The sequence below is a fragment of the Micromonospora solifontis genome, from assembly GCF_003725545.1.
Classification (GTDB): Bacteria; Actinomycetota; Actinomycetes; order Mycobacteriales; family Micromonosporaceae; genus Micromonospora; species Micromonospora solifontis.
The window spans coordinates 1-26,895 of the sequence record NZ_RJLN01000078.1; the positions used below are offsets into that span (position 1 = coordinate 1).

Sequence of the window (26,895 nt, forward strand, 5' to 3'; positions counted from 1 at the left end):
GCCGACCCCGCACCCTGCCCGGGCTGGCGCTGGTGAACCTGGTCCGCACCCCCGGCCGGACCCTGCTCGGCGCGGGCGCGCTGGCCATCGGGGTGGCCGCGCTGACCCTGGTCGCCGCCGCCGCGTACGCGTTCCGGGGCGCGATCGTGGGCAGCCTGCTCGGCGACACCGTGTCGCTCGGCGTGCGCGGCGCGGACGCCCTGGCGGCGGTGGCCACGGTGCTGCTCGGCGCCGCCGCGGTCGCCGACGTGCTCTACCTGAACATCCGGGACCGCGCCGCCGAACTGGCCACGCTGCGCGCCACCGGTTGGACCGACGCCGCGCTCGGCCGCCTGGTCGGCTACGAGGGCTTCCTGCTCGGCGCGCTCGGCGCGCTGACCGGTGCCGGGCTCGGGCTCGGCGGGGCCGCGTGGCTGGTCGGTGAGCTGCCGCCGGCGCTGCTGGCGGTGGCCGCCACCGTGGCGCTCGCCGGGGTGGCGGCCACCTGTCTGGCGGCGCTCGCCCCGGCCGCGCTGCTGCGCCGGCTGCCCACCGCACGACTACTGGCAGAGGAGTGACCATGGACGCCACCGGCAGCACGGTCCGCACGGACGGACTGGTCCGGGAGTTCCACACCGGCGCGGAACGGCTGACCGCGATCGACGACGTCTCCGTGGAGATCGCCGCGGGGTCGGTGGTGGCGCTGACCGGGCCGAGCGGCTCCGGCAAGTCCACCCTGCTGCACCTGATCGGCGCCATCGAGCGGGCCGACCGGGGCACCGTGACCGTCGACGACGTGGTGGTCACCGGACTGCGCCGGGCGGCCCTGGCCGGCTACCGCCAGCGGGTCGGGTTCGTCTTCCAGCGCTACCACCTGCTGCCGGCGCTGACCGTGCTCGACAACGTGATCGCACCCGTGCTGCCCCAGCGGCGGGGGCGCGCCGACCGCGCGGACCGGGCCCGGGAGCTGCTGGCGGCGGTGGGGCTGGCAGGTCGGGAGCGCGCGCTGCCCGCCCAGCTCTCCGGCGGCCAGCAGCAGCGGGTGGCGATCGCCCGGTCGCTGATGGGCGCACCTCGGCTGCTGCTGGCCGACGAGCCGACCGGCAACCTCGACTCGACCACCGGCGCGCAGATCCTCGACCTGCTGCTCGACCTGCGCGACCGGCACGGGATGACGATCCTGCTGGCCACCCACGAACAGGCCATCGCCGCCCGCTGTGACCGCCTGATCCGCCTCAACGACGGCCGGCTCGTCGAGGACGTCGACCTCACCGACGGTGAGGATCCCGCCGACACCTACGACCGGGCCAGCCGGCTGCGGCTGTAGGGGGTGCCGGGTCAGCCCGCGGGGCTGGCGGTGCGGACCTGCTCCGCGATGCGCTCCGCGACGGAGCGGGCAACCGACTCGGTGGCGGCCTCGACCATGACCCGGACCAGGGGCTCGGTGCCGGACGGGCGGAGCAGCACCCGGCCGGTCTCGCCCAGCTCGGCCTCGGCCAGCTCCACCTCGGCGCGGACGGCCGGCGCGGCGGAGCCGACGGTCCGGTCGCCGACCGGCACGTTGATCAGCACCTGGGGGAGCTTGGTGACCACCGAGGCCAGCTCGGCCAGGGACCTGCCGGTCTCGGCCATCCGGGACATCAGGTGCAGCGCGGTGAGCACCCCGTCGCCGGTGGTGGCGTACGCGGGCATGACGATGTGCCCGCTCTGCTCGCCGCCGAGGGCGAGGCCGGAGGCGCGCAGCTCCTCCAGCACGTACCGGTCGCCGACCTTGGTCTCGACCAGCCGGATGCCCTGCGCGGACATGGCCAGGCGGAGGCCGAGGTTGCTCATCACGGTGGCGACCAGGGTGTCCTGGGTCAGCTCGCCGGCCTCCCGCATGGCCAGGGCCAGGATCGCCATCACCTGGTCGCCGTCGACCTCGTCGCCGTCGGCGGTCACCGCGACGCACCGGTCGGCGTCGCCGTCGTGCGCGATGCCCAGGTGCGCGCCGTGCTCCACCACGGCGGCGCGGAGCGCCTCGATGTGGTTCGAGCCGCACTCGTCGTTGATGTTGAGGCCGTCCGGCTCCGCGTGGATCGCGATGACCTCGGCGCCCGCCTCCCGGTACGCCACCGGCGCGACCTCGGCGGCCGCTCCGTTGGCGCAGTCGACCACGACCTTGATCCCGTCCAGCCGGTGCGGCACGGTGCCCACCAGGTGCTGGACGTAGTGGTCGGCGCCGTCGAGCAGGTCGTGCACCCGCCCGACGCCGGCGCCGGTCGGCCGCTCCCAGGCGGTGGCGGCATTCGCCTCGACGGCCGCCTCGATCCGCATCTCGATCTCGTCCGGCAGCTTGTGCCCGCCGGCGGCGAAGAGCTTGATGCCGTTGTCCGGCATCGGGTTGTGCGAGGCGGAGAGCATCACGCCCAGGTCGGCCTTGGCCTCGGCGGTGAGGAAGGCCACCGCCGGGGTGGGCAGTACGCCGACCCGCACCACGTTGGCGCCGGCGCTGGTGAGCCCGGCCACCACGGCGGCCTCCAGCATCTCGCCACTGGCCCGGGTGTCCCGGCCGACCACGGCGAGCGGCGGATGGCTCCGGTCCGTCTCGGCCAGCGTGTGGGCGGCGGCGACCGCCACCGCGAGCGCCAACTCCGGAGTCAGATCCGCGTTCGCCCGCCCGCGTACGCCGTCCGTGCCGAACAACCGGCCCATACCCGCCACCCTCCGAGGGAAGTGCAGTGAAGAAGGAGAAAGCGGAACGGCCGGGCCACCTCCCGCGAAGGGAGGCGGACCCGGCCGTCCGTCAGAAGTACAAGGCGCTGGTGGTGATCAGCGCTTCGAGTACTGGGGAGCCTTACGGGCCTTCTTGAGGCCGTACTTCTTGCTCTCCTTGACCCGGGCGTCACGGGTCAGGAAGCCGGCCTTCTTCAGGGCCGGGCGGTCGTCCGGCTCGCTGACGATCAGCGCCCGGGCGATGGCGAGGCGCAGCGCGCCGGCCTGGCCGGTGGTGCCGCCGCCACGCAGGTTGGCGATCACGTCGAAGGCCTCGGCCTTCTCGGCGGTGACCAGCGGGTCCTTGATCAGCTGCTGGTGCACCTTGCTCGGGAAGTAGGCCTCGAGGTCGCGGCCGTTGCAGGTGATCTTGCCGCTGCCGGGGACGATGCGGACCCGGACGATGGCCTCCTTGCGCCGACCCACGGTCTGGATCGGGCGGTCGCCACGAGGCGCGCGGGCGACGGGCGCCGGCGCCTCGGTGGCCTCAGGGGCAACCTCGGTGGCGGTGATGTCGGTCATGCTGATTCCTTCGCCCGCGCTCACTGCGCGATCTGCTTGATCTCGAACGGCACCGGCTGCTGCGCGCCGTGCGGGTGCTCGGCACCGGCGTAGACCTTCAGCTTCTTGATCAGCTGACGGCCCAGCTTGTTGTGCGGGAGCATGCCCTTCACGGCCAGCTCGATGGCCCGCTCGGGCCGCTTGGTCAGCAGCTCGTCGTAGCCGACCCGCTTCAGGCCACCCGGGTAGCCGGAGTGGCGGTAGGCGATCTTCTGCTGGCGCTTGTTGCCGGTCAGCGCGACCTTGCCCGCGTTCACGATGACGACGAAGTCGCCCGTGTCGACGTGCGGCGCGAAAGTCGGCTTGTGCTTGCCACGCAGCAGCGTGGCGGCGTGGGTCGCCAGGCGGCCCAGCACGACATCAGAGGCGTCGATGACGTGCCACTGACGCTCGATCTCACCCGGCTTCGGGCTGTACGTACGCACAGGTCTACCTTGTCTCGTCGTCGGTCTGGGGTCGCGCGCCGAGGTGACCAGGGCTTCCCGGCCGGACCAGCGCGCACGAACGACCAAGCGTACCTGATGCGGCACGCCTCTGAATGTCGTACAACAGCAGGCAACGATACCCGGCCGCCCGGCGGCAGGTCAAAACGGGGGGTCACCCAGCGTGCCCCCCGCTCCGACGATGGTACGGATCACACCCCGGCCCGCGCCATCCGTGATCCGGGACGGACGTAGGCGACCCAGGTGACCGCGAGCAGCACCACGAAGAAGCCGACGTAGAACCGGAGGGCCGGCTGGATCCCGCCATAGGTCGACTTCGCCCAGGCGTAGCAGATCGGGACGAGGAAGCCACCGAAGGCGCCGATCGAGGAGATCACTCCGAGCGCCCCCGCGGCCTGCCGTCGCATCGCCAGCATGGTCTCCGGCGCGCCCCCGAGGTCCTCGCCCTTGACCTGGAAGATCCGGGAGATCATCCGGTAGGTCGAGCCGTTGCCGACCCCGGTGGCCACGAACAGGAACATGAACGCGCCGAAGAACACCGTCAGGTCCCGGTGCTCGACGGACCAGAGGGCCGCGTACGCCCCGACCGCCATCAGCAGGAAGCTGGCCACGGTCACCCGGGCGCCACCCACGGCGTCGGCCAGCCGGCCGCCGAGCGGGCGGAACACCGACCCGATGCCGGCGCCGAGGAACGCCCAGGCGAGCGCGATGTCCGAGCGGCCGAACACCGACGTGAGCAGGGTGGGGAACGCCGCCGAGTACCCGATGAACGAGCCGAAGGTGCCGATGTACAGCAGCGACATGAGCCAGGTGTCCCGGTGCCGCAGCGCGGACCAGACCGGCCCGACGTCCGCCTTCGCCTCGGCCAGGTTGTCCATGAACAGATAGGCGCAGACCGCGGCGGCCACCGCCAGCGGGATGTACATCAACCCCGCGCGGGCCAGCGCGAGCCCGCCGCCGAGCACGACCACCTGGGGGACCAGGAACTGCACCACCGCGACGCCGATGTTGCCGCCCGCCGCGTTCAGGCCCAGCGCCCAGCCCTTCTCCCGCTCCGGGTAGAAGAACGAGATGTTGGCCATGCTGGAGGCGAAGTTGCCGCCACCGAAGCCGGCGGTGGCGGCGATCAGCACCAGCGGCAGGTAGCCGATCTGCGGATGCTCGACCGCCCAGGCCAGACCGGTGCAGGGCAGGATCAGCAGCAGCGCGGAGACGATCGTCCAGTTCCGCCCGCCGAAGACCGGCACCGCGAAGGTGTAGGGCAGCCGCAGCAGCGCGCCGACTCCGCTGGGCACCGCGGTCAGCCACAGCTTCTGGCTGGTGGTGAGCTGCCAGCCGACGTCGCCGAGCCGGACGACGACGATGCTCCAGAGCAGCCAGACGGAGAACCCGATGTGCTCGGCGAGGATCGAGAAGATCAGGTTCCGGCGGGCGATCCGGCTGCCGACGGCCCGCCAGAATGCGGCGTCCTCCGGCGCCCAGTGAGCTATCCACCGGCCGGGCCGGCGTCCGAGGTCGACCTCGCCGCTCTCGGCGGTTTCGGCAATGGTGGTCATCAGCGGTTCTCCTCACGGCCGGGCGGTGGGCGTCCAGTGGCGCCTGCCCGGCCGGCCGGGTGACCGGCCCGGGGCGGCGCCCGGCAGAAAGGTAGGCAGCCGGAATTACCGCGAGGTTCGTCCCGGAAGTCAGCGACGCAACACCCGCCGCACCGGCTCCGGCGACCCGTGGTGAGGAGTTCCGGGTGCGGTCAGAGCTCCTGGAGGATGCGCAGGGCCCGGCCGACGCGCTGCATGGTCTCGGTGTCGGCCACGTCCACGCATTCGGTGAACCACTTCTTCATCGGCGAGGAGAGCCGGTCGGGCATCACCACGTACCCGCCCATCGGCACGGCGAGCGGCGAGTCCCGCAGCAGGGACTCCTCGACCACCTCGGCCACCATCACGATCGGCACGTCGGTGGAGTTGTAGACGTCGGAGCTGATCACCAGACCGAGGCGTTCCCGGGCGCCCGAGATCCGCCAGACCTCTCCCCTACGCAGCACGCGGTCGCCCACCGCCGAACAGCGCGTCGTCGACCAGCGCGGCCTCCTGGGCGTCGGCCAGGGCCGCGGACTCGAGGTCGAGGCCGGCCCGGCCGACGGCGGCGGCGTGCGCGGTGAAGACCTCGCGCAGCGCCTTCTCCCGGGCGGCCTGGTCCATCCAGGCGGAGAGGGAGAGCCCTTCCCGCTTGGCGAACCGGCGCGCCTCCTCGATCGTCTCGTCGGAGAACGACAACGTCACCTTGGCGGTCATGCCGAAGAGATTACCCACTGGTATGACCGCCAGTCATCCCGTCGCGCGCCGGTCGGCGAACCGGACATCCCGCCGTCGCGGGCACGAGCCGGACGATCGCCCGGGTCGGCGGGTCAGCCGATCCGGCGGCGGCCGCCGAAGACCGCGAAGCGCCACTCCTTGAAGAAGCAGTCCACGTCGGCCAGCCCGGCCTCGGTGAGCCAGTCGCACTGTGCGGTCACCGGCGCCGGCCGGTCGTGCCGCATCCGCTCCCGGGCCGCGGCGATCTCCGCGGCGTCCGAGCCCAGTTCGGTGATCCGGGCGGTCCAGACCTCGTCGTAGCGCCGGTCCAGCGCGGGGGTCGGGCCGGCCACCTGCTCGGCGTTGACGAAGACCCCACCCGGCGCCAGGGCGTCGGCCGCCCGCCGGTAGAGCGCCCGCTTGCCGTCGTCGTCGAGGTGGTGGATGGCCAGCGCGGAGACCACCGCGTCGTAGCGGCCGGCGGGCAGCGGGTCGGTGAGGTCGGCGAGCACCGTCCGGTGTGGCACGCCGCGGGCCGCGAGGTGACCCGTGGCCACCGTGAGCATGCCGGGCGCGGCGTCGACCAGGGTCAGCCGGATCCCGGGAACCGCGGCGGCGAGCAGCACGGAGAGCAGGCCGGTGCCCGCGCCCAGGTCGAGCACCTCGGGGGTACGCCCCGCCGCGAGGGCCGCCCGCAGCGGCGGCGCGGCCACCTCGACCGCGGTGCCGTAGAAGGCGTCGAAGCAGGGCACCAGCCTGCGCCGGGCCTGGTCGTAGCTGGCCGCCACCGCGTCGAACGCGTCCGCCACACCCATGCCATCTCCCACTATCCAGGAAAGTTGTCTCACATTCTAAGCCCAGCGGACCGGTCCGTCACCCCCGTGCGGTGTGAGCCGCTCTTGACAGGACCGAAACAGAAGGGACCCGGACCGGAAACCGCCTCCCGGCACGCTTCTGCGACATGACAGACGGTGCGCGCGTCGCGACGCTGCCGGGGACACCGCCCCGCGAGGCAGCCACGCACTGCCCGTACTGCGCGCTGCAGTGCGGCATGGTGCTGCGCGAGACCGGCCGGCGGATCGAGGTGGCTCCCCGGCAGTTCCCCACCAACCGCGGCGGCCTCTGCCAGAAGGGCTGGACCGCGGCGGAACTGCTCGACCACCCGGACCGGCTGACCACCCCGCTGCTGCGCGACCGGCCCGGCGCCGAGCTGCGCCCGGCGAGCTGGGACGAGGCCCTCGACCGGGTGGCCGCCGGCGTGCGCGCCGCCCAGGACCGGTACGGCCGGGACGCGGTCGCCGTCTTCGGCGGTGGCGGCCTCACCAACGAGAAGGCGTACGCGCTCGGCAAGTTCGCCCGGGTCGCGCTGCGGACCCGGCACATCGACTACAACGGACGCTGGTGCATGTCCTCGGCGGCGGCGGCCGGGCTGCGCGCCCTCGGCGTCGACCGGGGGCTGCCGTTCCCCCTCGCCGACCTCGGCCGGGCGGACACCCTGCTGCTGGTCGGCGCCAACCCCGCCGAGACCATGCCGCCCCTGCTGCGGCACCTGACCGACCAGCGCGAGCGGGGCGGCCGGCTGATCGTGGTCGACCCCCGGTCGACCGCCACCGCCCGCCTCGCCTCCCGGCACCTGCAACCGCTGCCCGGCACCGACCTGGCGGTGGCCAACGCGCTGCTGCACATCGCGCTCACCGAGGGCTGGCTGGACCGGGCGTACGTGGCGGAGCGGACCACCGGCTTCGACGAGGTACGGCGGACCGTGGCCGGATACTGGCCGGCCGAGGTGGAACGCCTCTCCGGGGTCCCGGTGGCCGACCTGGAGGCGACCGCCCACGAACTGGCCACCGTGGACCGGGCGATCATCCTCACCGCCCGGGGCGCGGAGCAGCACGCCAAGGGCGTGGACACGGTCACCGCCTTCATCAACCTGGCGCTCGCCCTGGGGCTGCCCGGCCGCCCCGGCTCCGGGTACGGCTGCCTCACCGGCCAGGGCAACGGGCAGGGCGGGCGGGAACACGGGCAGAAGGCCGACCAGCTCCCCGGCTACCGGCGGATCGACGACCCGGCGGCCCGCGCGCACGTGGCCGGGGTGTGGGGCGTGCCCGTCGACGACCTGCCCGGGCCGGGCCTGCCCGCGTACGCCCTGCTGGACTCGCTCGGCACCGCGACCGGCCCCCGGGCGCTGCTGGTCTTCGGCTCCAACCCGGTGGTGTCCGCGCCCCGCGCGGCCCGGATCGAGTCCCGGCTGCGCGACCTGGACCTGCTGGTGGTCGCCGACTTCCTGCGCTCCGAGACGGCCGCGCTGGCCGACGTGGTGCTGCCCGTCGCGCAGTGGGCCGAGGAGGACGGCACCATGACCAACCTGGAGGGTCGGGTGCTGCGCCGCCGGGCGCTGCGGGAACCGCCGCCCGGCGTCCGCACCGACCTGGCGGTCCTCGCCGCCCTCGCCGACCGCCTGCAAGGAAGGGCCCCTTCTTATCGCGAAATGCATAACAAGGGGCCCCTCCTAACTCCGGAGGAGGCGTTCCCGACCGATCCGCGGGCGGTGTTCGAGGAGCTGCGCCGGGCCTCCGCCGGCGGGCCGGCCGACTACGCCGGGGTCACCTGGGACCGGATCGACGCCGACACCGGTGTCTTCTGGCCCTGCCCCGACCCGGACGGGCCGGACACCCCCCGGCTCTTCGCCGACCGGTTCCCCACCCCGGATGGCCGGGCGCGGTTCCACGCGGTGCGCCACCGGCCGGCCGCCGAGCCGGTCTGTGCCGAGTACCCGCTGCACTTCACCACCGGCCGGGTGCTCGCCCAGTACCAGTCCGGCGCCCAGACCCGGCGGGTCGCGGCGCTGCGCCGGGCCGCGCCCGGCGGCTTCGTCGAACTGCACCCCGACCTGGCCGACCGGCTGGGCGTGGCGGACGGGGACGAGGTGCGGGTGGTCTCCCGCCGCGGCGACCTGCGTGCGCCGGCCCGGCTCAGCCCGGCGATCCGGCCGGACACCGTCTTCGCGCCGTTCCACTGGCCCGGCGCGGCGCGGGCCAACTCGGTCACCAACGACGCCGTCGACCCGATCTCGGGAATGCCGGAGTTCAAGATCTGCGCCGTCCGGGTGGAGAAGCCATGAACGTGATCATCATCGGGTACGGGATGGCGGGCGCCCGGCTCGCCGCCGAGCTGCACGCCCGGGACGGGGACCGGAAGGTCACCGTGCTCGGGGCGGAGCCGCACCGGGCGTACAACCGGATCATGCTGTCCACCCTGCTGGCCGGGAAGATCGGCGAGCCGGACGTGGAGCTGGCCGAGGTCGCCGGGCAGGGCGTGGACGTGCGGACCGGAGTGGCGGTGACCGCGATCGACCGGGCCGCCCGGGAGGTACGCACCGCCGACGGCGACCGGATCGGCTACGACCACCTGGTCCTCGCCACCGGCAGCCGGGCTCTGGTGCCGCCGCTGCCCGGACTGGACCCGCTGCCCGAGCGGGTGGTCCCGTTCCGCACCCTCGACGACTGCCGGCGGATCCTCGCCGCCGCCCGGGGAGCCCGCAGCGCCCTGGTGCTGGGCGGCGGCCTGCTCGGGCTGGAGGCGGCCCGCGGGCTCGCCGCGCGCGGGCTGGACGTGACCGTGGTCCACCCGATGGGCCACCTGATGGAGCGGCAGCTCGATCCGCCGGCTGGCGCGGTCCTCGCCGGCACCCTCGCCGGGCTGGGCGTCCGTACCGAACTGGCGGTCTCGGCCACCGCGGTGGCCACCGACGGCGACCGGGTCCGCCTGGACCTCGCCGACGGCCGCGCGCTCACCGCCGACCTGCTGGTGCTCTCCTGCGGCGTACGCCCCGACACCGCGCTGGCCGCCGACGCCGGGCTGGCCGTGGAGCGGGGCGTGGTGGTGGACGACCGGATGCGGACCAGCGACCGGCGGATCTCGGCGATCGGCGACTGCGCCCAGCACGCCGGGGTGCTGACCGGGCTGGTCGCCCCGGCCTGGGCGCAGGCGCGGGTGGTCGCCGAGGTGCTGGCCGGGTCGGACCGGCTGACCCGGTACCGGCCCCGCCCGATGGTGACCCGGCTCAAGGCCGCCGGCATCGACCTGGCCGCGATGGGCGACGCCATGGACGACGCACCGGCCGACGAGGAGCTGACCTTCGCCGACCCGGCCCGGGGCACGTACGCCCGGCTGCGGATCCGCGACGAGCGGCTGACCGGCGCGATCCTGCTCGGCGACAACCCGGCGGTCGGCACGGTGGTGCAGCTCTTCGACCGGGGCGCGCCGGTGCCCGCCGACCGGCGCTCGCTGCTGCTCGGGCGGGCGTTCGGCGCCGCCCCGGCCGCGCCCGCCGCGTCCCCGGCGCTGATGCCCGACGCGGCCACGGTGTGCCAGTGCAACGACGTGAGCAAGGGCGCGCTGGTGGCGTGCTGGCGGGCCGGCGCGCGGACCGTCGCGGAGCTGTCCACGGCGACCCGCGCCGCCACCGGTTGCGGCGGGTGCCGGGACGCGGTCGCCGGCATCGCCGACTGGCTCGCCGCGGCGGACCCGGTGGGAGCGACGCGGTGAACGGAGAGCGGGGACGGCAGAACGGAGGTGGGGCGATGAGCGGCGGCAGGCTGGTGGTCGTCGGCAACGGCATGGTGGGGCAGCGGTTCGTCGAGGCGTTGCGGGCCCGGGATCACGACCGGCGCTGGCGGGTGACGGTGCTGGCCGAGGAGGGGCGGCCGGCGTACGACCGGGTGCGGCTCTCGGCCTTCTTCGACGGGGTGAGTGCCGAGGAGTTGAACCTGCACACCCCCGACGACGGGGTGGAGCTGCGGCTGGGCGAGGCGGTGCGCGACATCGACCGGGACCGGCGGGTGGTGCGCACCGCGGCCGGCGAGCACCCGTACGACGCCCTGGTGCTGGCCACCGGCTCGTACGCCTTCGTGCCCCCGGTCGACGGCACCGACCTGCCGGGGGTGTTCGTCTACCGGACGCTGGACGACCTGGCGGCGATCCGGGCGCACGCCGAGGGCCGGCGGACCGGAGCGGTCATCGGTGGCGGCCTGCTCGGCCTGGAGGCGGCGAACGCGCTGCGCCTGCTCGGGCTGGCGACCAGCGTGGTCGAGTTCGCGCCCCGGCTGATGCCGGTGCAGGTGGACGAGGCGGGCGGGGCGATGCTCCGCCGGTACGTCGAGGAGCTGGGGGTCACCCCGTACCTCGGGGTGGCGACGAGCGGGCTGCGCCCCGGCCCGGACGGCACGGTCGCCGCGCTGGAACTCGCCGACGGCCGCACGGTCGACGCCGACCTGGTGGTGGTGGCCGCCGGCATCCGGCCCCGGGACGAGCTGGCCCGGGCGGCCGGGCTGCCGCTCGGCCCGCGCGGCGGTGTGCTGGTCGACGCCACCTGCCGCACGGCGGACGAGCGGATCTGGGCGGTCGGCGAGTGCGCCGCGGTGGACGGCACCTGCCACGGCCTGGTCGCCCCCGGGTACGCGACCGCCGAGGTGGTCGCCGACCGGCTGCTCGGCGGGGCGGCCACCTTCCCGGGCGCGGACACCGCCACCAAGCTCAAGCTGCTCGGCGTCGACGTGGCCTCGTTCGGTGACGCGCACGGCACCACCCCGGGCTGCCTGGACGTCACCTTCACCGACCCGGCCACCCGCTCGTACGCGAGGCTGGTCCTCTCCGACGACGCGAAGACGCTGCTCGGCGGCGTGCTGGTGGGCGACGCGAGCGCGTACCCGACGCTGCGGGCGAGTGTCGGCGGGCCGCTGCCCGCTCCCCCGCTGGCGCTGCTGGCGCCGGCCGGCGGCGCCGGCGCCGGGGCGGGCGCGCTGCCGGCCGCCGCGCAGGTCTGCTCCTGCAACGCGGTGACTCGCGCCGACATCGACACGGCGATCGCCGGCGGCGCGGTGGACGTGCCGGCGCTGAAGGCGTGCACCCGGGCCGGCACGAGCTGCGGCTCCTGCGTGCCGATGCTGAAGCAGCTGCTGGACGCGGCGGGCGTGCAGCAGTCGCGGGCGCTCTGCGAGCACTTCGAACTCAGCCGGCAGGAGCTGTTCGACACCGTCCGGGTCCGGGGCATCCGGACCTTCTCCCAGCTCATCGCCGAGCACGGGCGGGGGCGCGGCTGCGACATCTGCAAGCCGGTGGTGGCCTCGATCCTCGCCTCGCTCGGGACCGGGCACGTGCTCGACGGCGAGGCGGCGTCGCTGCAGGACACCAACGACCACTTCCTGGCCAACCTGCAACGCGACGGCAGCTACTCGGTGGTGCCCCGGATCCCCGGCGGCGAGATCACCCCGGACAAGCTGATCGTGATCGGCGAGGTGGCCCGGGACTTCGGGCTCTACACCAAGATCACCGGCGGGCAGCGGATCGACCTGTTCGGCGCCCGGGTCGAGCAGCTCCCGCAGATCTGGCGCCGGCTGGTCGACGCCGGCTTCGAGTCCGGCCACGCGTACGGCAAGGCGCTGCGCACCGTGAAGTCCTGCGTCGGCGAGACCTGGTGCCGGTACGGGGTGCAGGACTCGGTCGGGCTGGCCGTGGCGCTGGAGCTGCGCTACCGGGGCCTGCGCGCCCCGCACAAGCTCAAGTCGGCGGTCTCCGGCTGCGCCCGGGAGTGCGCCGAGGCGCGCAGCAAGGACTTCGGCATCATCGCCACCGAGTCCGGCTGGAACCTCTACGTCGGCGGCAACGGCGGCTTCCGCCCCCGGCACGCCGATCTGTTCGCCACTGATTTATCCACAGAAGCGCTGATTCAGCTAATCGATAGATTCCTGATGTACTACATCCGCACCGCGGACCGGTTGCAGCGCACCGCCGCCTGGATCGAGGCGATGGACGGCGGCCTCGACCACCTGCGGTCGGTCATCGTGGACGACTCGCTCGGGCTCTGCGCCGAACTCGACGCGGCGATGGCCCGGCACGTCGCGTCGTACTCCGACGAGTGGCGCGACGTGCTGGAGGACCCAAAACGGCTGCGCCGGTTCACCTCCTTCGTCAACGCACCGGACGTGCCCGACCCGTCCATCACCTTCGCGGTCGAACGCGGCCAGCCGGTGCCCGCCCGCGGGGCGGCGCCGACCCCCGTCCCCGACCGCCCCCACCAGCCCGTCGCGCTCGGCCTCCCCGAGGTGCGGCGATGACCCCGCGGACCGATCAGCCTCACGCGAAGGAGTGACCCGATGACCCTGACCGCTCTGCGCCCGACGGCCACCCTGGACTGGACCGCCATCTGCCCGCTCGACCGGCTCGATCCCGACCGCGGGGTCGCCGCCCTGGTGGACGGCGTGCAGGTCGCGCTCTTCCGGACCGGCGGCGAACTGTACGCGGTGGACAACCTGGACCCGGTCGGCGGCGCGTACGTGATGTCGCGGGGGATCGTGGGCAGCCGGAAGGGCATGCCGACGCTCGCCTCGCCCCTGCACAAGCAGGTCTACGACCTGCGTACCGGGCAGTGCCTGGACCTGCCGGGCGTGGCGCTGCGGCGACACGAGGCGCGCTGCCGGGACGGGCTGGTCGAGGTGCGGTTGCGACAGGAACAGTGATGCGGGACGAACTGGCCGGCTTCACCATCGGGGTGACCGCCGACCGGCGGCGCGACGAACTGGCCGCGCTGCTGCAACGGCGGGGCGCACGGGTGGTGCTCGCCCCGGCGCTGCGGATCGTGCCGCTCGCCGACGACACCGACCTGCGCGAGGCCACCCGCGCCTGCCTCGACCGCCCGCCGGACGTGCTGATGGCCAACACCGGCATCGGGATGCGCGGCTGGCTGGAGGCGGCCGAGGGCTGGGGGCTGGCCGAGCCGCTGCGGGGCGTGCTCGGCCGGTCCTACGTGGTCGCCCGGGGCCCGAAGGCGACCGGCGCGATCCGGGCCGCCGGCCTGCGGGAGCACTGGTCGCCGGCCTCGGAGAGCTGCGATGAGGTGATCGACCACCTGGTCCGCCGGGGCGTGGCCGGCCAGGTGATCGCCATGCAGCTGCACGGCGAACGGCAGCCGGAGTGCACCGAGGCGCTGGAGGCGGCCGGGGCCACGGTGATCGAGGTGCCGGTCTACCGCTGGGCGCCGCCCACCGACCCGGCCCCGCTGCACCGGTTGATCGACCTGGTGGCCGGGCGGCTGGTAGACGCCGTCACGTTCACCTCCGCGCCGGCGGCGGAGGCGCTGCTGCGGGCGGCCGGCGACCGCACCGACACGGTGCTGGCGGCGCTGCGGGGGGACGTGCTGGCCAGTTGCGTCGGCGCGGTCACCGCCGAGCCGCTGGTGCGCCGGGGGGTGCCGGTGAGCGCCCCGAACCGGGCCCGGCTCGGCGCCCTGGTACGGACGATCGTCGACGAGCTGCCCCGGCGGACGGTGAGCGTGAAGGCGGGTGGGCACCTGCTGACCCTGCGCGGGCACGCGGCCGTGGTCGACGGGGCACTACGGCCGCTCGCCCCGGCCCCGATGGCGGTGCTGCGGGCGCTCGCCGCGTCGCCCGGCAAGGTGCTGTCCCGCACGGCGCTGCTGCGTACCCTGCCCCGGGGCGCGGACGAGCACGCGGTGGAGATGGCGGTCGCCCGGCTGCGGGTCGGGCTGAACGCGCCGCGCGTGGTGCAGACCGTGGTCAAGCGCGGCTACCGGCTCCGGGTGGACTGAGAGGAGGGGCCCCTGCGGTACCGCAGGGGCCCCTTCTCACCAGTTACGGCGGCCCGGCGGTCAGCCGACCGGGGCCGCGAAGCCGTGCTCGGCCTGGAGGCGGAGCATGGCGTGCTCGACCACGGTCACCAGCACCTGCTTGACCGAGTCGCGTTGCCGGGCGTCGCACATCACCAGCGGCACGTCCGCCGGGATCGCCAGCGCCTCGCGGACCTCCCCCGGCTCGTACTCCGGCGCGCCGTCGAACCGGTTCAGCGCCACCACGTACGGCAGGTTCCGGTTCTCGAAGTAGTCCAGCGGGGCGAAGGCGTCGGTGATCCGCCGGGTGTCCACCAGCACGGCGGCGCCCACCGCACCCCGGATGATCTCGTCCCACATGAACCAGAAGCGGGTCTGACCGGGCGTACCGAAGAGGTAGAGGATCAGGTCGTCGGCCATGGTGATCCGGCCGAAGTCCATGGCGACCGTGGTGGTCTCCTTGCCCGGCACCTTCGACGGATCGTCGATGCCCACACCGGCCGCGGTCATCAACGCCTCGGTGGTCAGCGGCTGGATCTCGGAGATCGCGCCGACCAGGGTCGTCTTGCCCACGCCGAAGCCGCCCGCGATCACGATCTTCGCGGAGATGATCTCCCGGCTGCGGTTCGCCCCGGCGGGGTCATAGTTCGCGAAGTCCACTCAGCACCCTTCCAAGCAGGTTCATCCGCGCCGCGAAGCCCGTCGCGGGAGCGGCAGTGTGTAGCGTCAGCAGGCCCTCGGCCACCAGGTCGGCGACCAGCACCCGGGTGACGCCCAGCGGCATCCGGGTGTACGCGGCGATCTCCGCCAGCGACTGCGCCCGGCCCTCGCAGACCGTGGCGATGCGGTACTTGTCGTGCCCCGCGAACCGCGCCTCGGCGCACTGGGTGGCGGTGCAGGACAGCACCGCCTCCAGCGCGATGTTCTGCAGCGGCTCGGTGCGGCCACGGGTGACCGCGTACGGCCGCACCAGCGCACCACGCGGATCCCGTCGTGGTTCCATCTCGCGATCACCTCCCTCCGTACGGAGCCGGGCCGGCTCCGGATCACCAAGTCACACCGCACGCCCGGTCAGGACCGGATGGCGTCCCTCGGCAGCGGGGACAGGGCCTGGCCGACCCGCTCCACCAGCAGCGCCATCTCGTAGCCCACCTGGCCGACGTCGCAGCTGCGGGCGGCCAGCACCGCCATCGACGAGCCGTCGCTGATGGACATCAGGAAGAGGTATCCGCTGTCCATCTCGATCACCGTCTGGAGCACCCCGCCCGCGCTGAACATCCGGGCGGCGCCTTCGGTCAGGCTCACCACGCCGGAGGTGATCGCAGCGAGCTGGTCGGCCCGGTCCGTGGGGAGGTCGCGGGAGGAGGCGAGCAGCAGCCCGTCCGCGGACACCGCCACCACGTGCGCGATGCCCGCCACGCTGTCGGCGAAGTTGGTGAGCAGCCAACCCATGTCCTGCATGGCCGCTGGCCTGTTCATCGGTTCGTCTCCTTGGTCGAGGTGCTGTTCAGGTCCGCGCCGGCCGTCCGACCCCGCTGCACACCGCGGTGGTAGGCCGACAACAGGCCGCGTACTTCGTCCGGCGTACGCCGGGTCCGGGCCCGCGCGCCCTTCGGCTCGATGCCGCCGGGCACGAGCTGGGCCTGCGGCACCCGCTTGGGCAGGCCGGAACGGGTGGTGCCGCCGGTGGTGGGCTCCGCGGCCCGGCTGGCCCGCGACCAGCCCTCGTCGGCGGCCGTCCGCCAGGCGTCCGCGCTCGCCGTCGGCGCGGGTGCGGCGGGAGGCGGGGTCGCGGCGGGAGGGGGCGTGGCCGGCACCGCCGGCGGAACGTACGGGGGTGGGGTGGTCACGCCCGAGGCCTGGGCGCCCGGGGTACGCGTCGGCAGCGGCGGCGGGGCCGCGGCGACCGGCTGCGCCGGGACGGCCGCCGGCTCGTCGAACTGGGGTCGGGTGAAGATGGTCGTCTCGTCCTCGCCGTGCGAGCGGAACCAGACCGCTTCCATCTCCCGGAAGATCGGCGCCTCCGCCGGCTGCTCCGGCCGGGCGGGCACCGGGGCGGGCGGCGGGGCCGCCGCGGCCGGCTGGTACGCCGGCGCGGACTGGTACGCCGGCGGCGCCGGGATGGAGGCGACCGGGGCGGTGCTGGCCGCCGCGTCCACGCCGGGGGTCCGCTTCGGCAGCGGGTCCCGCGTGGGGTACGCGGCGGTCGAGCCGCCCATCGCGTAGCCGGCACCGGAGACCGGGGTCGACGGCGCGGGCGGCGCGGACGCCACCGGGGCGGTGGTCGGCAGGGTGGGCAGGCTCGGCAGCGCGCCGGTGGCCGCGCCCGCCTGCACGACCGGGCCGGTCTCCCGCGCCTCGGCGGCCTGCCAGCGGGCGGGCGGCGGGGTGGCGCTACGCCACTGATCGGTCAGCGTCGCGGTGCCGCCCCGACTCCCGCCGGCCAGCGCGTCGCCGGCCGACGAGCCGAGCTGGCTGAGCGGAGACTGCTCGACGGCGAGCGGCTGGCGCGGGCGGGTCAGCGGGGCCTGGCCCCGGTTGGCGGGCAGCACCACCGCGGAGTTCGGCAGGGTCACCTGGGCGACCGTGCCGCCCTCGACGTTGCGCCGCAGCTCCACCCGGATGCCGTACCGAGAGGCGAGCCGGCTCACCACGGCCAGACCCATCAGCCGGAACGCGGCCACGTCCACGGTGGGCGGAGCGGCCAGCCGCCGGTTGAGCGAGTCCAGCTGCTCGTCGCTCAGCCCCAGGCCCCGGTCCTCGACCTGGATCAGCACGTAGTCCCGGATCCGCCGGCCGTCGGCCACCACCGTGGTGTTCGGCGGCGAGAAGCGGGTGGCGTTGTCCAGCAGCTCGGCGACCAGCCGGACCACGTCGTTCACCGCGTGCGCGGCGACCGAGATGTCGGTGTCGACGGTGCCGAACTCGATCCGGTTGTAGAGCTCGACCTCGGACTGGGCGGCGCGCAGCACGTCGACCAGGAGGGCGTCCTCGCGGCGCGGCACGGCCGAGTCGGCGCCGGCCAGCACCAGCAGGTTCTCGTCGTTGCGACGCATCCGGGTGGCCAGGTGGTCCAGCTCGAAGAGCTGGGCCAGCCGTTTCGGGTCCTCCTCGCCGCGCTCGATCGCGTCGAGCTCGCCGATCATCCGGTCGACCAGGCTCTGCGAGCGCCGGGCCAGGTTGAGGAACATCGCCGAGACGCTGGTCCGCAGCGCGGCCTGCTCGGCCGCCACCCGGACCGCCTCCCGGTGGACCACGTTGAAGGCCACGGCCACCTGGCCGACCTCGTCGCGGTTGGGCAGCTTGATCGGGTCCCGGACCTGCTGGACGATCTCGTCCACGCCGCCGTCGCCGATGGCGTTGACGTTCTGCAGCCGGCTCACCGCGTCCGGCAGGTCGTGGTTGGCCACCGCCAGGGCGCCCTCGCGCAGCCGGCGCAGCGAGTCGTTGAGCGAGCGGGCCAGCATCACGGCCAGGGTCACCGCGATGACCAGCGTGAGCAGGACGAGCAGGCTCTCCACGACGGCCTGCCGGAGGACGTCCGCGCGCACCGTGTCGGCCTCGGCCAGCAACCGGTCCTGGAGCTGGATCTCCGCCCACCGCATCAGGTCGTCGACCGCGCCGATCGCGGCGCTGGCCTCGTCCCGGGTGACCAGCGGCGCCTGACCGACCGAACGGGACAGGTCATTGGCAACCCGGTCGGCGAGCTGCACCGCGTCGCCGGAGACCGTGCCGTCCACCAGGGACCGCTGCGCGGGTTCGGCGGCGCGGGAGAACGACAGCAGCGACTCCTGCTGGCCGGTCAGGGTGGCGACGAAGGAGGAGAACTGCTCCTCGTCGAGCCGGCCGCTGGCCAGCGCGGTGAAGGCGACCGCCTGCTCCTCGGCCACCTCCGCCTTGGCGTGCGAGAAGGCGGCCACCGCACGGCGGGCGTCGGCGATGCTCTCCGCGCCGGGCTGCTGGGCGAGCGTGTCGCCGTACGCGATGAGGTCGCTCAGGATGATGCCGTAGCGCAGGCTCGCCTCCGCGACCGGCATCTGCTGCCGGTCCAGCACCTCCTGGCGGGTGCCGTTCAGCGTGCCCAGGTGGTCCTCGATGACCTTCAGCCGGTCGCGGACGGAGGCGGGCACGTCACCGATCCGGCCCCGCTCCTCCCGGTACGCCGCGATCCGCTCGTCGGTGCGCCGTACCCGCAGGTTGTAGTCGTCCGGCTTCTGGTCGGGCACGGCCAGGAAGGCGGCCGCCGCCATCCGCTCCTTGTGCAGGTCCTGGGCGAGCGCCGAGACGTCGATCGACAGCGCGGTCAGCGCCCGGATCCGGCTGGCCTCGTAGGCGCCCTCGCCGACCGAGACGAGTCGGATAGTTGCCAGTGCGATGACAGCGGCCACCGGGACGACCAGGATGAGGGCGAGCTTGGACCGGATCCGGGCGTCACGCAGCCGCGGCAGTCGCCGTCGCCGGTTCCGCTGGTCGGCACCTTGACTCGCGGGCAGGGTCGTAGGTCCGGTGCTCACGACATCGCCTCCGTCGATTCTTCCACGCCTGACCCGCCGACCCGTGCCTGGTACGGCGGCCAGCGCCGCGCGCGGCACGGCCGCGATTTCATCAGACGAAATCCTGTTTGGGAAGCCGCAGTCGGACAGGAAACGGTCGGCGATGACTCAACCTCTGCAGCGGTCAACTAATACCTTCATTTCCTCAGGCCCCTGAACAGGGGATGTAACTCCAGAGTGGTCGGACGAATCTGCGCAGTAATTGTCGGTTAACGTTCCGTGTCCCCAACATGTGGGACGGGCGTCCCGAAACGGCCCCCGACCTCCGCGCTTGACCACACGGCCCGGCATTGGCAAGGTTTTGCAGGCTTCGCGCACACCGTACGGCACACCAATCCCGTTCCTCCACTGAGGACGGATGAGCGGCGGTGATCGGGCGTACACCCGCGCCGCACCTGGAGGACTGAGTTGAGCCCCATCCGCTCCGCGAGCATCGCGGCGCTCGCATCGGCCGTGCTGGCCACCACGCTCACCGGCTGCCAGTTCGGCGGGGAGCAGCAGGACACCACCCCCATCGTGATCGCCGCGGACCTCGAACTGTCCGGCGCCTCCACGCCGATCGGCAAGGTGTACCAACGGGCACTGGAACTGAAGGTCGAGCAGTTGAACGCCTCCGGCGCACTGGGCGGCCGGAAGATCGAGCTCAAGGTGAAGGACAACCGCTCGGACGCCGCGGAATCGTTGCGCAACATCAATGATTTCAGCGGCGACTCACAGGTAACCGCCATCATCATGGGCGGCTGCAACGAATGCGCGACCGGCGCGGTCCGGACCATCGGCGAGAAGCGCATTCCGACGATCGCGCTCGCCTCCTCCGGCGCGATCACCGAACCGGTCGCCGAACGGCGCTACGTCTTCAAGCTGGCCCCGAACGCGGCCGACAACGCGGCGGCCCTCACCGCCGAGCTGAAGCGGCGCCGGCTCGACAAGGTCGCGGTGCTGCACAGCGCCGACGGCTACGGCCAGGAAGGGCTGTCCGCGCTGCGGGGCGAGCTCGACAAGGCCAGCCTCGACGTGGTCCGCGCGGAGGCGGTACGCACCACCGACACCGACGTCAGCAGCCAGGTCGCCGCCCTGGTCGACAAGAAGCCGGACGCCCTGGTCGTCTGGACGCCCCCGGAGCAGGCGGCCCTCGCGGCGGCGGCGGCCCGGCAGGACCGCTTCGCCGGCTCGCTCTTCTTCGACGCCTCAGCGGCCGGCGACCTCTTCCTCGGCGCCTCGTCCCGCTCCGCCGAGCGGGCGACGCTGATCTTCACCCAGACCATGGTGATCGATGACGTGATCGCCACCACCCCGGCCAAGGCGGCCCGCCGGCAGTGGTTCCAGGAGTACACCGCCCGATACGGCGGCTACAACGGGTTCTCCTCTTTCGCGGCCGACGCGGTGCAGCTGATCGCGGACGCCGAACTGCGCGCCGGCGGCGAGCCGGGCACGGTGGACCGGGACCGGCTGCGCGACGTCCTGGAGACCTCGCAGCTCGACGGCCTCACCGGCCCGATCCGGATCACCCCGGACAACCACTCCGGACTGATGCCGCAGGCACTGACGACGCTGGTCGCCCGCGGCGGCCGCTGGCGTCTCGCGAGCTGAGTCACCGACCGGGATCCCGGGAAGGAGGCGGCCCCTCGACGGGCCACCTCCTTCCGGGTCCCCGCCTCAGCGGGCCGAGGTGGTGGCACGCACCCAGGGGAGCGCCAGGCGTTCCACCAGGGTGAGCGCGGAGTAGAGCAGGATGCTCATGATCGCGACCAGGACGATCGCCGCCCACGCCGTCGCGGTGTCGCCGACCCCGTTGTACTGGAGGATCTGGTAGCCGAGCCCGGGCTTGTCGGAGTAGAACTCCCCGATCACCGCACCGATCGCGGCGAGCGGCATGGCCACCTTCAGCCCGACGAAGATCTGCGGCAGGGCGGCCGGGAGGCGCACCTTGCGGAACGACTGCCACCAGGACGCATTCCACGAGCGGGCCAGCTCGGCCAGGTCCGCCGGGGTGGTGGTCAACCCGGTCGCCGTGGAGAGCACGATCGGGAAGAAGCAGAGCAGGAACACCATGGTCAGGATGGGCTTCTGCCCCCAGCCCACCGCCACCACCAGCAGCGGGCCGAACGCGATCTTCGGCACCGCGTTCACCGCCACCAGCAGCGGCGCGAACATCCGTTCCACCCGGTTCGAGGCGGCCAACGCCATCCCGATCAGCACCCCGGCGGCCGTGGAGAGCAGGAAGCCGAGCAGGGTCATCCAGACCGTGATGCCCAGGGCCGGCAGCAGCACGTGCGCGCTCTCGATCAGCCCGTGCCACACGGCCTGGGGCGGCGGCAGCGTCGCCGGGTGGATCAGGTGCAGCCCGGAGGTGACCAGCCACCAGGCCGCCACCGCGATCACCAGCCCGAGCGCCGGCAGCGCCACCGCCGAGGGGCGTACGCCGAACCGGCTCCGGACGGCCGGCGGTACCGGCTCCGCCGTCCGGGTGGCCGTCAACTGCGCCACGCTGTCCTCCTCTCCGCCGACCGCCCGGCCGGCACGCGGAGGGGGTGCGCCCCACCGGGTACCCCGGCGGGTGCGCACCCCCGCGTCCCGAGCCGACCGGTCAGGCCTTCGGCACGAGGTTGAAGTCGATGAGCTGTTCGGGGGTGAGGTTCTGCTTGAGCGCGCCCGCGCCCTGGAGCAGGGCGATGCTCTTGGCGACCCGGCCCTGGTCGAGGGTGCCGATCGCGGTGCCGGAGTTGCTGGAGCGGACGTAGGCGGCCATCAGCTGGAGTTCGGCGGCGGCCGCCTGCTCGTTGGCCGCGTCCACGTTCTTCTTCAGGATCTGGCCGGCCTCGTCCGGGTGGGCCAGCGCGTACTCCAGGCCCTTGAGCAGCGCCGCGGTGAAGCGCTTGACCATCTCCGGCTTCTCCTTGGCGATCTTGGTGGAGGTGATCAGCACGTTGCCGTAGAGGTCCTGCATCACGTTGCTGTAGGGCAGCACGACCGGCTTCTTCTTGGTCACCGCCTGCACGGTGGGCTGCCCGACGACGAACTGGCCGATGCCGTCGACCTGCCCGGAGGCGAGGGTGCCCATCAGCGTCTGCGCCTCGCCGTTGACCCAGGTCACCTTGCTGGCGTCGATGCCCGCCAGCCGCGCGTACGTCGGGAAGAGGTTGCGCACGACGGAGGTGGGGGTGTCGGCGAGCTTCTTGCCCTCGAGGTCCTTCGGGGTGGCGATGTGCTTGCCCTCGACCGAGACGATGGCGGCCATGGTCCGCTGCTGGATCCCCGCCACCCCGATGAAGTCCTTGGCCTGGCCGTTGCCCATCTGGAGGATGGCGCCGGTCAGGTCGACCGGGCCGAAGTCCGCCTGCCCACCGGTGATGGCCTGGAGGATGAAACCGGTGCCCTGGCCGGGCTTGATGTCGACGTCGAAGCCGGCCTCCTTGAAGAAGCCCTTGTCCTTCGCCACCCAGGCGTAGGAGTCACGGCCGAAGTTGCCGAACGAGGTGAGGTAGGTCACCTTTTCCAGGGCCGCGCCACCGGCGGCCTTGGTGTCCCCGGACTTGTCCGAGTCGCTGCTGCAACCTGAGACCAGGGCGAGGGCGGTGGCCAGCGCGGCGGCGGCGACCGTACGGGTCAGCCTTCTCATCAGTGCACCATGTCCTTTCCGACCAGGCCATGTACTGCCCGGACGGGTCGTGGGTCCGACGGTGTCGGCAGGAGGGGGCAGCCGACAGGACCGTCGTGAGGGGACTCTTCGCGCGCAACAGCGTACGAGAAGCTCAGGCGAGGATGTCCGGGCGTACGGTTGCGGAACGGAAACGAAGTTGCTTGACGGAAAGTGGACTGTCGTCCACCCCGGACGGTGCTATAAGGAGCCACTCCGGCTACGCTAGCCCGGCCCGCGTTCAGCGTGCGGAAGGGAGCTGGCGGCGAGATGATCCGACTGTCCGCGGTGTCCCGCACCTTCGACGGCCGCTCCGGGCGGGTCGAGGCGCTGCGCGGCATCGACCTCGACGTCGCCGAGGGCGAGTTCGTCGCCGTACTGGGGCGCTCGGGCTGCGGCAAGTCCACGCTGCTGCGCATGATCGCCGGCCTGCTCCCGGTCACCGCGGGCCAGATCACCGTGGCCGGTACGCCGATCACCAAGCCGCGCCGCGACATCGCCATGCTGTTCCAGCGGCCCGCGCTGCTGCCCTGGCGCTCGGTGCTGGACAACGTCCTGCTGCCGGTCGAGATCTTCGGCTGGCGCCGGGCGAAGCACCGCGACCGGGCCCGCGCGCTGCTGGAGATGGCCGGCCTGGGCGGCTTCGAGAAGCGCCTGCCGCACGAACTCTCCGGCGGCATGCAGCAGCGCGTCTCGCTCTGCCGGTCGCTGATCGGCGAGCCGCGCGTGATGCTCATGGACGAACCCTTCTCGGCGCTCGACGCGCTCACCCGGGAGGAACTCTCCGGCGAACTCCAGCGGGTGCACATGGAGACGAAGGCGACAATCGTCTTCGTCACCCACTCGATCGACGAGGCGGTGCTGCTCGCCGACCGGGTCGTCGTGCTCAGCCCGCGTCCCGGCCGGATCCGCGAGATCGTCGAGGTCAAGGTGCCCCGACCGCGCACGCTGGGCCGCCACGCGCACCTCGCCGACGTGGCCAGGATCAGCGCCGAGCTGCACGAACTGCTGATGGAGCGGGACGCCCCGCGCGGCGTCCCCGCGCCGGCCGGACCGGCGGAGCCGGCCGAGCCGGCGGAGGAGCCGGCGTCGACCGGCGCGGGAGGAAAGTGACCATGCGGGTGTGCGTCTTCACCGAGCCGCACCGTGGGGCCAGCTACGACGACCAGCTCCGGTTCGCCCGGCGGGTCGAGGAGACCGGTTACGAAGGCTTCTTCCGGGCCGACCACTACCGGGCCATGGGCGACGAGCCCGCGCTGCCCGGCCCCACCGACGCCTGGCTGACGATGGCCGCGCTGGCCCGGGAGACCTCCCGGATCCGGCTCGGCACTCTGGTCACCTCCGCCACCTTCCGGCCGCCCGGTCCGCTGGCCGTGATGGTGGCCCAGGTCGACCAGATGAGCGGCGGCCGGGTCGAGCTGGGCATCGGCGCCGGCTGGTTCGAGCGGGAGCACACCGCCTACGGCATCCCGTTCCCCCCGGTCGCCGAGCGGTTCGACCGGCTGGCCGAACAGCTCGAGGTCGTCACCGGGCTGTGGCGCACCCCGCTGGGCGAGACGTACAGCTTCAAGGGCGAGCACTACCAGCTCCTGGACGCGCCGGCGCTGCCCAAGCCGGTGCAGCGGCCGGGACCGCCGGTGATCGTCGGCGGGCGGGGCCCGAAGCGCACCCCCGAGCTGGCCGCCCGGTACGCCGACGAGTTCAACATGCCGTTCAAGACGGTCGCCGAAACGGCCGCCGCGTACCAGCGGGTGCGCGAGGCGTGTCAGCGGACCGGGCGGGACGCGTCGGGACGGGCACCGCTGGTGCTCTCCGCCGGCGTGGTGGTGGCCATCGGCCGGACCGACGCGGAGGCGCAGCGTCGGGCCGCCCCGTTGCACGTCAAGAGCGCCCTGCCGCCGGAGGACCCGGTGGTCGGCTCCCCCGCCCAGCTCGTCGACCGGCTCGGCGAGTTCGCCGCGATCGGCACCACCCGGGTGCACCTGCGCCTGATCGACTTCGACGACCTCGACCACCTGGAGCTCATCGCCGCCGAGGTGCTCCCCCAACTGGACGGAACCCGATGACCGACCTCTCCCCCGACGTCGAACTCAGCCCGGTGGGCCAGGAGATCGTCTACGAGAACGACCGGGTGCGCGTCTGGCACATCCGGCTGGAGCCGGGCGAGCGGCAGCCGCTGCACCGGCACGACCACCCGTACCTGGTGGTGGCGATCCAGGGCGCGAAGAACGTGGTGCAGACGATCGACGGCACGAGGATCGACGCCGACGAGCCGACCGGCGGGGTGGTCTACCGCGACCCGGGCGCCGTGCACATGCTGACCAACGTCGGGGACACCACCTATCTGGCCCGGCTGGTCGAGCTGAAGTAGCCACGCCGAAACCACCTCGCGCGCCGCGCGGTGGCAAGGTGGCGATCGGGCGCACCTGGCCGTAACGTGCCCGACATGGCCTTTCGGACGTGGGGCAGACTGCTGCTCACGGCGCTCGGGGTGAGCGTGCTGGCCGGAGCCGGCCAGCTCGGCATCGCGTACGGCTTCGGCGTCGTACGCCTCGACGGCGCGTTCGCCGACGGTTCGGTCAACCGGTGGCCCGCCCAGCTCGCCTGGGTCGGCTGGTTCGCCGCGGTCGCCGCCGTGGCCGGTGCGGTGCTCACCGAACGCCTCGCCCGCCGGGACGGCTTCCCGGGCGGCACCACCGAACAGCTCTCCGTGGCCGGCGCCGCCGCGCTCGGCGCGATCGTGGTCGCGCCACTGTGCATGCAGCCGGCCCGGGCCGCCGAACTCGGCGGCACCGTCGACCCGGTGTGGGCGGTCGGCATCTGCGCCATCCTCGGCGCGCTGGTCGGGGCGGGCGCCTCGATCGCGGTCCTGCTCAAGCCGCCGTTCGGGTGGAACATCGTGCTGACCGCGGCGGCGGTCTGGCTGCTCGCCCTGCTCTCCGTCACGCCGACGGTTGCCTCGGCCCGCCCGCTGCACACCGTACGGCTGGGGGTGCTCGAACCGTCCTGGCTGGACGCCGAGGCCGCCCAGCGGCTGGCCATGCTGATCCTGCCGACGGTCGCCCTGCTCGCCGGCGCGGCGGTCGGCGCGCTGGCCCGCCGCCGTGGTCACCCGCCGCTGGTGGGCGGGGCCGCCGGGGCGGCCGGGCCGGTGCTGCTGGCCTTCGCGTACCTGACCGCCGGGCCCGGCGACGCCATCGACCGCTACCAGCTGGCCCCCTACTACGGGGCGCTGATCGCGGTCGCCGCCGGCGTGCTCGGCTCGGCCGCCACCACGGTGCTGCGCCGACCGGCCGTCGAGGCCGGGTCCGACGCCCTCGAGCCCACCGACATCCTCCAGCCGCTGCCTCCCTCGCCGGCCATCCCCGGCGCCCCGGAAGCCGGATCCTCGGCGCTCGCCGCGCGGCCGGCCCCCGATGGCGCGGACGAGACACCGACCGCGACGGCGGCGCCCGGCCCCGACGCGGCGGCGGACGCGCCGGGCTGGACCCGCCGGGGACCGGGACAGCGGGAGGCCGGCGGGCCAACCCCCGCCCACTGGGACTGGCCCGCGCCGGCGGGCGTCACCCCGGCTTCGGTACCGGCTGGCCGGACCCCCTGGGGCGACGTCCGCCCCGACCCGGAGCTCCGCCGCGCCGACCGGGTCGCCGAGGACGACCGGGCCGGCCGGCCCGACGACCCGGTGCCGACCAGCCTGTTCGGCAGCGCGGATCCGGACGAGGTAGGGACCAGCCTGTTCGGCAGCGCGGATCCGGACGAGGTACCGACCGGTCGGCCCGGCGACCCGGGTGAGGACGATGCGACCCCGGCCGACCCGGTCCGCGACGCGGGACTGGCCGGGTCGGCCCGGACCGGCCTGCCGGGTGACCCGGACGCGGACGTGCCGCCGGTCGCCGGGCGGGACACCGAGGACCTGGTGCGTTCCCTGCCGGTGCCGGGGCTGCTGCCGCCCGGACGGCGGACCGCCGCCATCGACGTGCTGGCCGCCGGTCGCCCGGTCGAGCCGGCCGGCCCCAACCGGGCCGAGCCGCTCCCGGACCCGCCGGCCGAGCGG

General features: G+C 73.8%; 24 protein-coding genes and 1 pseudogene. 12 read left to right on the top strand and 13 right to left on the bottom strand.

Annotation, left to right across the window (positions count from 1 at the left end; all coding sequences use genetic code 11):
• Together EFE23_RS21950 and EFE23_RS21955 are read left to right on the top strand one after the other, a co-directional pair.
• Positions 1 to 557 (top strand): FtsX-like permease family protein (locus tag EFE23_RS21950; protein WP_123242824.1); only part of this gene is annotated, 557 nt, incomplete at its 5' end.
• Between the two features lie 2 nt (positions 558 to 559).
• Complete coding sequence (locus EFE23_RS21955) at positions 560 to 1,306, top strand: ABC transporter ATP-binding protein (RefSeq protein WP_123242825.1); 747 nt, start codon at positions 560 to 562, stop codon at positions 1,304 to 1,306.
• Between the two features lie 11 nt (positions 1,307 to 1,317).
• Here the strand turns inward: EFE23_RS21955 and glmM are convergent, their stop codons facing one another.
• From glmM to EFE23_RS21990, 7 genes are all read right to left on the bottom strand, one after another.
• Positions 1,318 to 2,673, bottom strand: a complete 1,356-nt coding sequence (gene glmM / locus EFE23_RS21960; protein WP_123242826.1) for a phosphoglucosamine mutase — start codon at positions 2,671 to 2,673, stop codon at positions 1,318 to 1,320.
• 117 nt (positions 2,674 to 2,790) lie between these two features.
• Entirely contained in the window at positions 2,791 to 3,255 is a 465-nt protein-coding gene (rpsI, locus tag EFE23_RS21965; RefSeq protein WP_030501567.1) for a 30S ribosomal protein S9, read from the bottom strand.
• Between the two features lie 20 nt (positions 3,256 to 3,275).
• On the bottom strand, positions 3,276 to 3,719 hold the full coding sequence (gene rplM, locus EFE23_RS21970; RefSeq protein WP_088976076.1) for a 50S ribosomal protein L13: 444 nt from the start codon (positions 3,717 to 3,719) through the stop codon (positions 3,276 to 3,278).
• Between the two features lie 209 nt (positions 3,720 to 3,928).
• Positions 3,929 to 5,293 (bottom strand): NarK family nitrate/nitrite MFS transporter, encoded by a 1,365-nt coding sequence (locus tag EFE23_RS21975; protein WP_123242827.1) that lies wholly within the window; start codon positions 5,291 to 5,293, stop codon positions 3,929 to 3,931.
• Between the two features lie 191 nt (positions 5,294 to 5,484).
• Positions 5,485 to 5,790 (bottom strand): hypothetical protein, encoded by a 306-nt coding sequence (locus tag EFE23_RS21980; protein WP_199737173.1) that lies wholly within the window; start codon positions 5,788 to 5,790, stop codon positions 5,485 to 5,487.
• A complete protein-coding gene (locus tag EFE23_RS21985; RefSeq protein WP_123242828.1) occupies positions 5,768 to 6,028 on the bottom strand; it encodes a DUF6364 family protein in 261 nt (86 codons plus the stop codon). Before EFE23_RS21985 ends, EFE23_RS21980 begins: the two co-directional genes overlap by 23 nt.
• A 113-nt stretch (positions 6,029 to 6,141) precedes the next feature.
• A complete protein-coding gene (locus EFE23_RS21990; RefSeq protein WP_123242829.1) occupies positions 6,142 to 6,843 on the bottom strand; it encodes a class I SAM-dependent methyltransferase in 702 nt (233 codons plus the stop codon).
• Between the two features lie 146 nt (positions 6,844 to 6,989).
• On the opposite strand from EFE23_RS21990, the gene EFE23_RS21995 reads away from it, so the two are divergent.
• From EFE23_RS21995 to EFE23_RS22015, 5 genes are read left to right on the top strand one after another with little or no spacing between them, the layout of a single operon-like run.
• On the top strand, positions 6,990 to 9,149 hold the full coding sequence (locus EFE23_RS21995; protein ID WP_123242830.1) for a molybdopterin oxidoreductase family protein: 2,160 nt from the start codon (positions 6,990 to 6,992) through the stop codon (positions 9,147 to 9,149).
• Positions 9,146 to 10,576: an FAD-dependent oxidoreductase gene (locus EFE23_RS22000; RefSeq protein ID WP_123242831.1), complete on the top strand. Its 1,431-nt coding sequence runs from the start codon at positions 9,146 to 9,148 to the stop codon at positions 10,574 to 10,576. The genes EFE23_RS21995 and EFE23_RS22000 overlap by 4 nt, the downstream gene beginning before the upstream one ends.
• Positions 10,577 to 10,611: 35 nt before the next feature.
• Positions 10,612 to 13,143 (top strand): nitrite reductase large subunit NirB, encoded by a 2,532-nt coding sequence (gene nirB / locus EFE23_RS22005; protein WP_123242832.1) that lies wholly within the window; start codon positions 10,612 to 10,614, stop codon positions 13,141 to 13,143.
• A gap of 39 nt (positions 13,144 to 13,182) precedes the next feature.
• Positions 13,183 to 13,545 (top strand): nitrite reductase small subunit NirD, encoded by a 363-nt coding sequence (gene nirD / locus EFE23_RS22010; RefSeq protein ID WP_199737174.1) that lies wholly within the window; start codon positions 13,183 to 13,185, stop codon positions 13,543 to 13,545.
• Entirely contained in the window at positions 13,545 to 14,633 is a 1,089-nt protein-coding gene (locus EFE23_RS22015; protein WP_123242833.1) for a uroporphyrinogen-III synthase, read from the top strand. Before nirD ends, EFE23_RS22015 begins: the two co-directional genes overlap by 1 nt.
• Before the next feature lie 60 nt (positions 14,634 to 14,693).
• Here EFE23_RS22015 and EFE23_RS22020 read toward each other — a convergent pair whose 3' ends face one another.
• The 4 genes from EFE23_RS22020 to EFE23_RS22035 form a co-directional block, all read right to left on the bottom strand.
• Entirely contained in the window at positions 14,694 to 15,311 is a 618-nt protein-coding gene (locus tag EFE23_RS22020; RefSeq protein ID WP_123242834.1) for a GTP-binding protein, read from the bottom strand.
• Positions 15,292 to 15,654, bottom strand: a complete 363-nt coding sequence (locus EFE23_RS22025; protein WP_123242835.1) for a DUF742 domain-containing protein — start codon at positions 15,652 to 15,654, stop codon at positions 15,292 to 15,294. Before EFE23_RS22025 ends, EFE23_RS22020 begins: the two co-directional genes overlap by 20 nt.
• Positions 15,655 to 15,722: 68 nt before the next feature.
• Positions 15,723 to 16,130: a roadblock/LC7 domain-containing protein gene (locus EFE23_RS22030; RefSeq protein WP_123242836.1), complete on the bottom strand. Its 408-nt coding sequence runs from the start codon at positions 16,128 to 16,130 to the stop codon at positions 15,723 to 15,725.
• Positions 16,127 to 19,165 carry a sensor histidine kinase gene (locus EFE23_RS22035; protein ID WP_123242837.1) on the bottom strand — a complete coding sequence of 1,013 codons (3,039 nt, stop codon included), beginning with the start codon at positions 19,163 to 19,165 and terminating at the stop codon, positions 16,127 to 16,129. Before EFE23_RS22035 ends, EFE23_RS22030 begins: the two co-directional genes overlap by 4 nt.
• A gap of 447 nt (positions 19,166 to 19,612) precedes the next feature.
• On the opposite strand from EFE23_RS22035, the gene EFE23_RS22040 reads away from it, so the two are divergent.
• Positions 19,613 to 20,794, top strand: coding sequence for an ABC transporter substrate-binding protein (locus EFE23_RS22040; RefSeq protein ID WP_123242838.1), 1,182 nt, complete (start codon positions 19,613 to 19,615; stop codon positions 20,792 to 20,794).
• A 66-nt stretch (positions 20,795 to 20,860) separates the two neighbouring features.
• Here the strand turns inward: EFE23_RS22040 and EFE23_RS22045 are convergent, their stop codons facing one another.
• Both EFE23_RS22045 and EFE23_RS22050 read right to left on the bottom strand, forming a co-directional pair.
• The gene (locus EFE23_RS22045) at positions 20,861 to 21,682 is read right to left on the bottom strand and encodes an ABC transporter permease (RefSeq protein WP_204334455.1); all 822 of its coding nucleotides are present in this window, start codon (positions 21,680 to 21,682) and stop codon (positions 20,861 to 20,863) included.
• 109 nt (positions 21,683 to 21,791) lie between these two features.
• The gene (locus tag EFE23_RS22050; protein ID WP_123242840.1) at positions 21,792 to 22,823 is read right to left on the bottom strand and encodes an ABC transporter substrate-binding protein; all 1,032 of its coding nucleotides are present in this window, start codon (positions 22,821 to 22,823) and stop codon (positions 21,792 to 21,794) included.
• Between the two features lie 288 nt (positions 22,824 to 23,111).
• On the opposite strand from EFE23_RS22050, the gene EFE23_RS22055 reads away from it, so the two are divergent.
• From EFE23_RS22055 to EFE23_RS29085, 4 genes and pseudogenes are all read left to right on the top strand, one after another.
• Positions 23,112 to 23,954 (top strand): ABC transporter ATP-binding protein, encoded by an 843-nt coding sequence (locus EFE23_RS22055; protein WP_233601096.1) that lies wholly within the window; start codon positions 23,112 to 23,114, stop codon positions 23,952 to 23,954.
• 2 nt (positions 23,955 to 23,956) lie between these two features.
• Positions 23,957 to 24,907: an LLM class F420-dependent oxidoreductase gene (locus tag EFE23_RS22060; protein ID WP_123242841.1), complete on the top strand. Its 951-nt coding sequence runs from the start codon at positions 23,957 to 23,959 to the stop codon at positions 24,905 to 24,907.
• Positions 24,904 to 25,212: a cupin domain-containing protein gene (locus EFE23_RS22065; protein ID WP_123242842.1), complete on the top strand. Its 309-nt coding sequence runs from the start codon at positions 24,904 to 24,906 to the stop codon at positions 25,210 to 25,212. The genes EFE23_RS22060 and EFE23_RS22065 overlap by 4 nt, the downstream gene beginning before the upstream one ends.
• 75 nt (positions 25,213 to 25,287) lie before the next feature.
• A pseudogene (locus tag EFE23_RS29085) lies at positions 25,288 to 26,895 on the top strand (hypothetical protein); the annotation flags it as partial.